General features: G+C 44.6%; 1 protein-coding gene. It reads right to left on the bottom strand.

The window, feature by feature from the left end:
* The coding region (locus ACFINZ_RS11795; RefSeq protein ID WP_375701623.1) for a DUF4815 domain-containing protein at positions 1 to 240 on the bottom strand (240 nt) is incomplete at both ends.

The following is a 240-nucleotide window of genomic DNA, read 5'->3' as shown; positions in this document are numbered from 1 at the left end:
CGGTTTTTTTGAACTCCTTGCCTTCTTTAAATTCCCTGGTTACTTGAACAATTTTGATAAAAGCGGTGATGCTTTTGTCCGCCACCCCATCACGCCCGGAGGCAACTGCACCGCGGGTTATTGTCACGGTTTTTTCTTTCGTCAACAAAAGGGAATGAACAGCAGCAATGGGAGCGTAATAGGTTTTAAAGGTAAAGCTTGTCTTGCCCTTTGGAGGTGCAAAAATATGGGTTTCACTAG

This window comes from Bartonella sp. AA81SXKL (assembly GCF_042196945.1).
Lineage (GTDB): Bacteria > Pseudomonadota > Alphaproteobacteria > Rhizobiales > Rhizobiaceae > Bartonella.
Note: the sequence above shows the minus strand (reverse complement) of the source record. Positions and strands in the feature narration are given on the sequence as shown.